The organism is Listeria valentina, assembly GCF_011800755.1.
Taxonomy (GTDB): domain Bacteria; phylum Bacillota; class Bacilli; order Lactobacillales; family Listeriaceae; genus Listeria; species Listeria valentina.
The window spans coordinates 1-8,454 of sequence record NZ_JAATJW010000083.1 but is presented as its reverse complement, the minus strand read 5'-3'; the positions used below and the strand labels follow the sequence as shown (position 1 = coordinate 8,454).

The 8,454-nt window shown below is 40.1% G+C and carries 8 protein-coding genes; 3 read left to right on the top strand and 5 right to left on the bottom strand.

Annotated features, from left to right (window positions below):
• Window positions 1-153 precede the first annotated feature (153 nt).
• Entirely contained in the window at window positions 154-1,080 is a 927-nt protein-coding gene (rarD, locus tag HCK02_RS12675) for an EamA family transporter RarD (RefSeq protein WP_167630474.1), read from the bottom strand.
• A 151-nt stretch (window positions 1,081-1,231) separates the two neighbouring features.
• Between rarD and HCK02_RS12670 the strand changes: the two genes are divergently transcribed.
• Window positions 1,232-1,435 (top strand): CsbD family protein, encoded by a 204-nt coding sequence (locus HCK02_RS12670; protein ID WP_167630473.1) that lies wholly within the window; start codon window positions 1,232-1,234, stop codon window positions 1,433-1,435.
• An 81-nt stretch (window positions 1,436-1,516) separates the two neighbouring features.
• Here the strand turns inward: HCK02_RS12670 and HCK02_RS12665 are convergent, their stop codons facing one another.
• The gene (locus HCK02_RS12665) at window positions 1,517-2,047 is read right to left on the bottom strand and encodes a YceI family protein (RefSeq protein WP_167630472.1); all 531 of its coding nucleotides are present in this window, start codon (window positions 2,045-2,047) and stop codon (window positions 1,517-1,519) included.
• A gap of 468 nt (window positions 2,048-2,515) precedes the next feature.
• Here HCK02_RS12665 and brnQ point away from each other — a divergent pair, with 468 nt between their 5' ends.
• On the top strand, window positions 2,516-3,865 hold the full coding sequence (brnQ, locus tag HCK02_RS12660) for a branched-chain amino acid transport system II carrier protein (RefSeq protein ID WP_167630471.1): 1,350 nt from the start codon (window positions 2,516-2,518) through the stop codon (window positions 3,863-3,865).
• 145 nt (window positions 3,866-4,010) lie between these two features.
• On the opposite strand, the gene HCK02_RS12655 is transcribed toward brnQ, so the two are convergent.
• Window positions 4,011-6,341, bottom strand: coding sequence for an AraC family transcriptional regulator (locus tag HCK02_RS12655; RefSeq protein ID WP_167630470.1), 2,331 nt, complete (start codon window positions 6,339-6,341; stop codon window positions 4,011-4,013).
• Between the two features lie 170 nt (window positions 6,342-6,511).
• Here HCK02_RS12655 and HCK02_RS12650 point away from each other — a divergent pair, with 170 nt between their 5' ends.
• Window positions 6,512-7,537 carry a glyceraldehyde-3-phosphate dehydrogenase gene (locus tag HCK02_RS12650; protein ID WP_167630469.1) on the top strand — a complete coding sequence of 342 codons (1,026 nt, stop codon included), beginning with the start codon at window positions 6,512-6,514 and terminating at the stop codon, window positions 7,535-7,537.
• A gap of 58 nt (window positions 7,538-7,595) precedes the next feature.
• Here the strand turns inward: HCK02_RS12650 and HCK02_RS12645 are convergent, their stop codons facing one another.
• The gene (locus HCK02_RS12645) at window positions 7,596-7,814 is read right to left on the bottom strand and encodes a helix-turn-helix domain-containing protein (protein WP_115752985.1); all 219 of its coding nucleotides are present in this window, start codon (window positions 7,812-7,814) and stop codon (window positions 7,596-7,598) included.
• Window positions 7,815-7,822: 8 nt separating this feature from the next.
• Entirely contained in the window at window positions 7,823-8,371 is a 549-nt protein-coding gene (locus HCK02_RS12640; RefSeq protein WP_167630468.1) for a DUF2975 domain-containing protein, read from the bottom strand.
• Window positions 8,372-8,454: the final 83 nt, after the last annotated feature.

Genomic DNA, 8,454 nt, shown 5'->3' with positions numbered 1-8,454 from the left:
TTTTTCCATTTTTATAGAAAAAAACGCCCATCCCTCTTCTTTCTCATGGAGGGATCGGCGTTTTTCGACAGTCTGAAGCGGAACTTTCAAAAGTTCCGCTTTTTTGGATACTATAAAATTTGCGAGTAGCTTCATCTTTTGTTTCTCGAAAAACTACTTTGTTTGTTCGGCTTCTGCTGATTTTTGCAGCTGTTTAAGCTTGGCGCTGATATAAATGTGTGAGACTGTGAAAATGATGATCCCTATCCAGATGCAGGCGAATGCTGTAAACTGCATGGAATCGAAACTTTCTTTGAAAAGTAAAACGCCTAAAATAAGCATCAACGTTGGACCAATATATTGCAAGAAGCCTACCATTGTGTAACTGATTCGCTTGGCTGCTGTCGCAAAGAGAAGTAGTGGAATCGCGGTTACGATCCCTGCACCAACCATCACGAGATCGGTTTGAGCTGGAAAACTCATGAAGAAGTGCTTGGCAAAAAACAATAAATAAATGAGAGCAAATGGCGCAATAATCAGCGTTTCAAGTGTAAGTCCAGTCCAAGTGGAAACGGGAACAAATTTTTTGATTAAGCCATATAAGCTGAATGTAACGGCCATCGCGATAGCTGCCCAAGGAACGCCGCCTTCGTGATAAGTCAAAATTAAAACGCCTATAAAGGCGAAGACAACGGCGATGATTTCAGCTACGTTCAAGCGCTCTTTTAAAAAGACAGTGGCGATCAAGACGTTCACAAGTGGATTAATGTAGTAGCCAAGGCTTGCTTCTGTCACATGACCACTATTCACTGTAAAGATGAAAATGAACCAGTTAGCCGTAACTAAAATGGCCGCTAATGTGATTAGTAGAGCTGTTTTCGGTTTCTTTAAGACAGCCTTCATTTCGGTCAAGACTTCTTTTGATTTTCGAATGGCTACAATCAGAAAAATCATGAAGACAAAAGACCAGATGATTCGATAAGCTAAAATTTCAATGGCAGGGACTTCTTTCCCAAGTTTCCAATAAATAGGTAAAATCCCCCACAAGACGTAGGCAAAAGCTCCGGCTAAAATCCCCATTGTTTGTTCGTTTTTTCTCATGATTTCCCCCTTTTCCGTTGGTGAATAGTAACTAAACTATTCTAACGTATTTCCTGATGGAAAGCTAGCTGCTTGTTTAAAAAATAAGTTTGAGGATACGCTAAGTGTGGAAAGTAAAAAATGATACTAAAATAGAGGAGGATGAAGTAAAATGGCTGAAGACAAAGGTAAACTAGACCAAGCAAAAGGCGAAGTGAAGGAAAAAGCCGGAAAAGTGACGGGAGATGATAAGAAAAAAGCAGAGGGATTCTTGGATAAGGCGAAAGGCAAAGCAAAAGAAGCAAGCGCTGATTTGAAAGAAAAAGCTGGGGACTTAAAAGAAAAAGCCGAAGATAAGTTCAAGAAAGACCAATAAACCGTTTTTTAAGCAAGAAAAAAGCGAATGGCTCCGCAAAATTTGGAAGTCATTCGCTTTTATTTTTTGTTAGACGTTTCCTTATTTGGAAGCTTCGATTTGGACGTTAATTTTAACTTCATCCCCGATGAGCACGCCACCAGTTTCTAGTGCTGCGTTGTAGTTCAAACCAAAATCTTTCCGGTTAAATTTACCGCGGCCTTCAAAACCTGCAACCATGTTTCCAGTGTTTGGATCTTTTCCTGTTCCTTCATAAGTCACGTGTAAAGTGATCGGTTTTGTCACTTCACGAATTGTAAGATCGCCTGTGATTTCGTATTCATCATCGCCATCTGGTGTAATATCTGTCGAGACAAAAGTAATGTTAGGGTACTTTTCAATGTTGAAAAAGTCTTCGCTTTTAAGGTGCCCATCACGTTGTGCTTGGCGCGTATCCACGCTTCCTGCATCAACTGTGAATTTGATTTTTGCGTCTTGCAAGTTTTCAGGATCCATTTCAACATCTGCTTCGAAAGTGTTAAATGTACCTTTCACTTTAGAAACCATCATGTGTTTTACTTGAAATTCAATTGAGCTATGTGCGGGATCAATGTTCCATTTTTCTACTGCCATTTTTCATTCCTCCAATTTTTTTCTACTTTTCATATAGTTGTTCGGCTGATGATCTCCATTAGTTAAAGTGGGTTCATCATTGTTTACAAATAAACTATAACACACTTACAAAATATAAGCAACTAATAAAATACGATTTATTGGTTTTTTTGAAAAACGAACGTCTTAAAAAACAATTTTAGAAAATTTAGTTTTTATTATTAAATTTCTAGCCAACTCCCCTAAAAGTATGATATGATTTACAAACAATGAAAGAAAGGAGCAACATAGAGAGGGACGGGCTGTCTTTTTGCAGAGATGCATTTCAAAAGGAGATTGGCTGTTATCACTTGGCTATTTTAAAAAAGAATATTCTGACAACAGCGAATTGAAATTTGACTTTTCGGGTCAAACAGCATGGAAGAGCTGTTAATTCTATAGATATTTTGTCAGAAAGTTTCAAATGTTAAAGAAAGGGGAGAATTTAAAATGGAAAAGAAAGTTTCTTTTTCAGCGTATTTTTTTATTGGACTTATGTTATTTGCACTTTTTTTTGGAGCAGGAAATTTAATTTTTCCGGCTTATCTTGGTCAACTTTCCGGGACTAACGTTTGGATTGCGGTACTTGGCTTTTTGGTAACTGGAGCAGGCCTTCCGTTACTCGGGGTTCTCGCGATTGGGATTTCTGGAAGCAGTGACTTACAAACGCTTGCAAGTCGGGTGCATCCTGTTTATGGAATTATTTTTACAGTTGCATTATACTTAACGATTGGCCCTTTCTTCGCACTTCCACGTACGGGAACGGTATCATTTGAAATCGGCATTGCGCCATTTCTTGGGGAGGGGAATCATCAATTTGCTCTCGTCATCTTTTCAGTGATTTTCTTTGGGATAACGCTATGGCTCTCACTTTCACCTTCGAAAATTGTAGACCGAGTGGGGAAATATTTGACACCGGCACTTCTACTTTTCCTGCTCATTTTAATTGTCACAGCTCTTGTGAAACCGCTTGGAGAACAAACAGCACCTGCAGGTAAGTATGTGACGAGTCCGTTTACAACAGGGTTCCTCGAAGGTTACAATACAATGGATGCGCTGGCTTCACTGGTATTTGGAATTATCGTCATCAATGCGGTTAAAGCAAGTGGTGCTAAAACGAAGCGTGCCATTGCTATGACATGTTTGAAAGCAGGACTAATTGCAGTAGGTTGCTTGGCCGTTGTTTACATATTCATTGCTTATATTGGCTCCATGAGCGTAACGAAGCTTGGTTTATTTGATAACGGCGGACCGGTTCTTTCAGGAGCAGCAGCTTATTACTTCGGTAGTTTTGGGCGGGTTTTACTCGCGCTAATTATCGGACTTGCCTGCCTGACAACGAGTATCGGTCTTACAACTGCTTGCGCCAGTTATTTCCAAAAACTGTTTCCAAAAATTCGTTACGGCACTTATGTCGTCATCTTTTCGGCCTTTGCTTGCCTCGTTGCAAACGTTGGACTTGCAAACTTGATTTCATTCTCTGTGCCTGTTTTGATGATGATCTATCCGCTTACGATCGTGCTCATCTTACTTACTTTCTTAAACCCACTATTCAAAGGAAGACGAGTTGTTTATGTCACGACAATTCTCTTTACAGCTGTCATTTCAATCATGGAAGGTGCAAAAGCCTTCAAGATTCCACTTGGTGGCTTAGAAAACTTCTTTTCAAATTATGTGCCATTTTATAATCAGTCGCTTGGCTGGATTACATTTGGTCTTTGTGGTTTAGTAGTAGGAATCATTATTGCGCTTTGCACGAAGCCGACTTCTGAAAGCGTCAAAAATGAAGTAAACATTTAAAGGGTGAATTAAACATGACGCTAATGGATATCGTTCAGTTGATCATTTTCATTGGTATCCCAGTTTTTCTCATTTGGCTGGGCTTAAAAGCTTATTCCAAAAAGCAATCCAAGTAAAAGGAAGTGCCCGCGGGCACTTCCTTTTTTTAAATGGTGCGTTTAAGTTCATAAAAGTGAATCGCGTTCAGTTCAAGATACGCATAAAAGGACCAATCATTAGAAATAAATTCATCCGTCACCGTTAGAGTTGGCTTTGAGGCTGTCACGATGTAATCAAGAATTTCTTCATCTAAACCGTGCCGGCTATTGAGCTGCCAGTATTTAGAGTAAAGCGCGCCATTATCGCGATCAAAAATCCATTTGCGCAATTGGTATTCGCCTTCCTTCAAACCAAGAATCCGTAAATGGACTTCCTTGCGCTGTTCATTTCGAACCAGTTCGCTCACGGATAACTTTGGATTCAAATTGACAGCATTAATCAAAATGAGTTGATACCCATCCACATTTTCCATCAAAATGTAATCCTTATCGCGAGCGATCACCGTGCCGTAAAGTCTTTCTTTAAAATTAAGCGCGTAATATGCAGGTCGCTTCCCATTGAAGAAGTGGAAAAGTTCCAAGCCATCCATCCGAATATTGCGCTTGTTGTTTTCCTCCTCGTGCATTTCCGTATTGATCCAAAACCCAATTCCTGCAACTTCTGGACTCACATCAAACAAGGCTTCCAAAATCAAAGCTCCACGGAAAAAAGTTCCATTTGTATAACGCGTATTCCCAGTTAACGTATTCCAATTAATGAGCATCAATTTCTTTTGAATCCCATGCCTTTTCAAGTATTGCTTCAGTTTCTTCGTCTTCGTAAGCGTATAACGTTCCGCATCATGAAAAGTCATGGAGGTTTCCTTAGAAAAATCAATGATTTCATTTGGATTGGCATTATAAGTGAGGAAATCCACTTGATCGCTCGTTTCTAGAAACCATTGATGAGATTTTGGCACCGTCGCTCGTTCCGAAAAAGGAATAAATGTACCAAGTTGAATTTTGGGATTAATGTCTCTTAAAAGCTGTTTGAGTCGCAAGAAAACCCGCTTTAACTCACCTGCTCTAACAAGCGTTTGCTCCGGCTCATAATACATAAAAGCCCAAGAAGAAACAAACGAATGCCCGAAAACTTGGATTGAGTGACGCAAGAAGTGAGCAAGCTGTTCAAAATAAAAATTTTCATCGCGCGAAAGCTCTTGATATTCAATGCGAATAAATGGACGCAAATCGTGGTTTTTCAAATAGCTAAGAGCCAAGTCGGCGTTTGCAAACGTAGAAGAAGTGGGGACTGTTTCATCCGTTTCGACTTCTGGCAAGAAAGTCCGGCCGCGCAGTAAATGCCGAATGCCGATAAAATCAAGCCCGATTTCGCGTTGCACCATTTCAATTTGCTTTTTGACATTATCCTTCAGAAGCTCCTTAAGCTCTCCGATGGTAAGCAAATATGCCGTTTCTGCCAAAGATTCGTTTCCGACCGGATTCACCGTGATCGTCTTCTGCTCAATCGGGATGGGACTCAGGCTGGTTTCCTGAGCTGTTTCCAAATGGTACTTCGCGAGCAAATTGAGAATCTCAGGAGTCAGCTCCCAAATTTGCGTGGTCGCGGCTTTTTTCTCCTTAGAAGAAAAAAGCCGCTGATTATGTTCCTTTTCGCGATACCTTGTTGGTGTTTCTTTATAGTAAGCCTTAAAAGCATCCGTAAAATGCTTCGGACTTGAAAAACCATTGCGAATCGAAATCGTTGTAATCGATTCATCCGTAAGCATCAAATCATCCGTACTATGTTTCAACCGAATGTGAGTTAAATACTGCAAAAAGCCCATCCCCGTTTTTTGTTTAAAATAACGCGAGAGATAGGAAGTCGACAAATATTCCAGTTCAGCCACTTTGCTAAGACTAATTGGTTCATCATAGTGATTTTCTAGATAGGCAATAATTCGTGACAAACGCTCATCTTCTAGTTTCTGCGTCAGCGGCTTCGTTCGTTCTTTTTTAAAAAACTTGGTGAGAAGCAACATGATCTGGAAAATGGTGTTATGCGAAATTAGTTGGCTATTTTCAGTCGAATTAAAAGCATTCATGACGAGTAATGTTAAGTTGTGGCGAAGGGAGGAAACGATTTTTTCTCGTCCGCTATCAAGCTCTCTTGAAAAACATTCGAACGAATAGTGGTAATATCCCGGGAAAAAGTGAGCAAAAAAAGCACTTTTGATTTGTAATCGGATCAAGGTGTTATGCGAGAGATCCGTGAGCATGTAAGGCTCATTTTGGTTGAGAATGTAAAGATCATCCGCCTGCAAAGTGACGGTTTTTTGACCAGTCGAAAGTTCAACTTCACCGTCGATCACAAATAATAATGTGGTTGCAACATCGCGACGTGTGAGTGGCTGTTCAATTTTTTCTAATTGAATTTGAAATTCTTCTTGATCTAGCATGGCTGCCACCTCCTCCTACTTTATTATACCTGAAATGGCGTGAGATAAGCTAAATTTTTCGAAAAAATTTATAATTCCAGCTCTATAGGTAAACGCTTACATTTTTAAATGAGCCATGTTATACTGAACCTGCAAGTCGTTTTGCAATTATTTCTAAGGGGGAAATAAGCTTGGCGAAAAATGTAGCAATTACAGGATTTGGACGAATTGGCAGAATGTGCTTTAGGAAACTTATGATGGATGGTTTGGTGAACGTAGTCGCAATCAATGTCAGCTATCCAGCAGAAACGATTCGGCACCTCATTAAGTATGATAGTGTGCACGGGAAATTTCAGGGTGAAATCAAGATTCTTGCGGAAGACAAGCTGGAAGTTTGCGGGAAAGAAGTCTTGCTTGTGAACGAACGCGACCCGAGAAATTTGCCTTGGCGTGAACTGGGAGTCGATATTGTTATTGAGGCGACGGGCAAATTCCGTTCAAAAGAAAAAGCAGGGTATCACATTGAAGCGGGAGCGAAAAAAGTTGTTATCACGGCACCGGGGGAAAATGAAGATGTCACGATTGTAATGGGTGTAAATGAGGCGGATTATGACCACGAACAGCACCACGTGATTTCGAATGCGTCGTGTACAACGAATTGTTTAGCACCTGTTGCAAGAATCTTGGATGAAAACTTCGGCATTGAAAATGGGCTTGTGACGACTGTTCATGCTTATACAAATGATCAGCACAGTCTTGATAATCCGCATAAAGACTTACGGCGTTCGAGAAGCTGCACCACATCGATTATTCCGACAACAACGGGAGCCGCTAAAGCGATTTCGCTTGTTTTGCCGCACCTAAAAGGCAAATTGAATGGGACTTCACTTCGAGTGCCGACGCCGGATGTCTCACTTGTGGATTTAGTGGTTACCTTAAAAAATGAAGTAACGGAAGCTGAAATTAATGAAGCATTTAAATTAGCTGCTCAAACTGAATACCAAGGGATTTTGGATTACACGGACGAACCGCTTGTATCCGTAGATTTTACAACGGATTCTCATTCCGCTATTGTGGACGGGCTTAGCACAATGGTGATCGAGAAGCGGCAAGTTAAAGTGCTTGCTTGGTATGACAACGAATGGGGCTACGCTTGCCGCGTGGTTGACCTTGTTAATTTGGTTGCAGCAAAAATGGAAGAGGCAGTTCTACAATAGGAAAACTGTTTTGTATCCTGAAAAAGCGGAGGATTGTGCATCCTCCGCTTTTTGGTGTTCAGTTTTCTAGTTCGTCATCGGCGTATTCAAGGATATCACCGGGTTGGCACTCTAAAACCTTGCAAATTTGGTTGAGTGTTGAAAAACGGATGGCGCTAATTTTGCCTGTTTTGATTTTGGATAGATTGACATTAGCAACCCCGACTTTTTCAGAGAGTTCTTTTAATGACATTTTACGATCGGCCATGACGCGATCCAGTCTTAAAATGATAGCCATTTTTCACCTCATAACGTTTCATCGGATTCAGTTTGTAACTTCACGCCGTAGCGAAAGACTTCGGTTAGCAAATAGAAAACGGCAGCAAATAATATCGCTATATTTATTCCGAAATTAAATAGATAACCGGGTAGAAATAATGTGCTAAGGAGCGAATAAAGTAGTTGCGGCGCAAGTGCATATAAAAAGAACAAAATGGAAATTTGGCGCAACTTGCGCACGTACTTTTCTTGAAATGGTGAAAATTGAACAGCTAGTTCTTGGAAGATTTGGCTCGCCAGCCAGAGAATAGCAATAATTAGTACTGCTGAAAAAAGTAAAACAAGCGTAAAAATCCACATTTGAGCAGTTGTGTGGTTAACCCCGTTATCTAGTTGACTTTGGAAAGTGATTTGAAAAGAAGTATCATTAAATTGTTTTTCTTGTGCCGTTGTCGTAATATTTGTTGGTTGAAAAATAATAATGAAGAAAGTTAGCGTACCGCAAACGATGGCACTAATTTTGAGTAAAACACTTAATAGGTTTGCGAGCTTTTGACTTTTTTGTTGTTGACGCATATCTCTTTCCCTCCCTCGTAAAATATATTTTAGAAAGATAAATGATCTTCCCTAAATGTTTCATTTCTTTTCCTTACGGAATA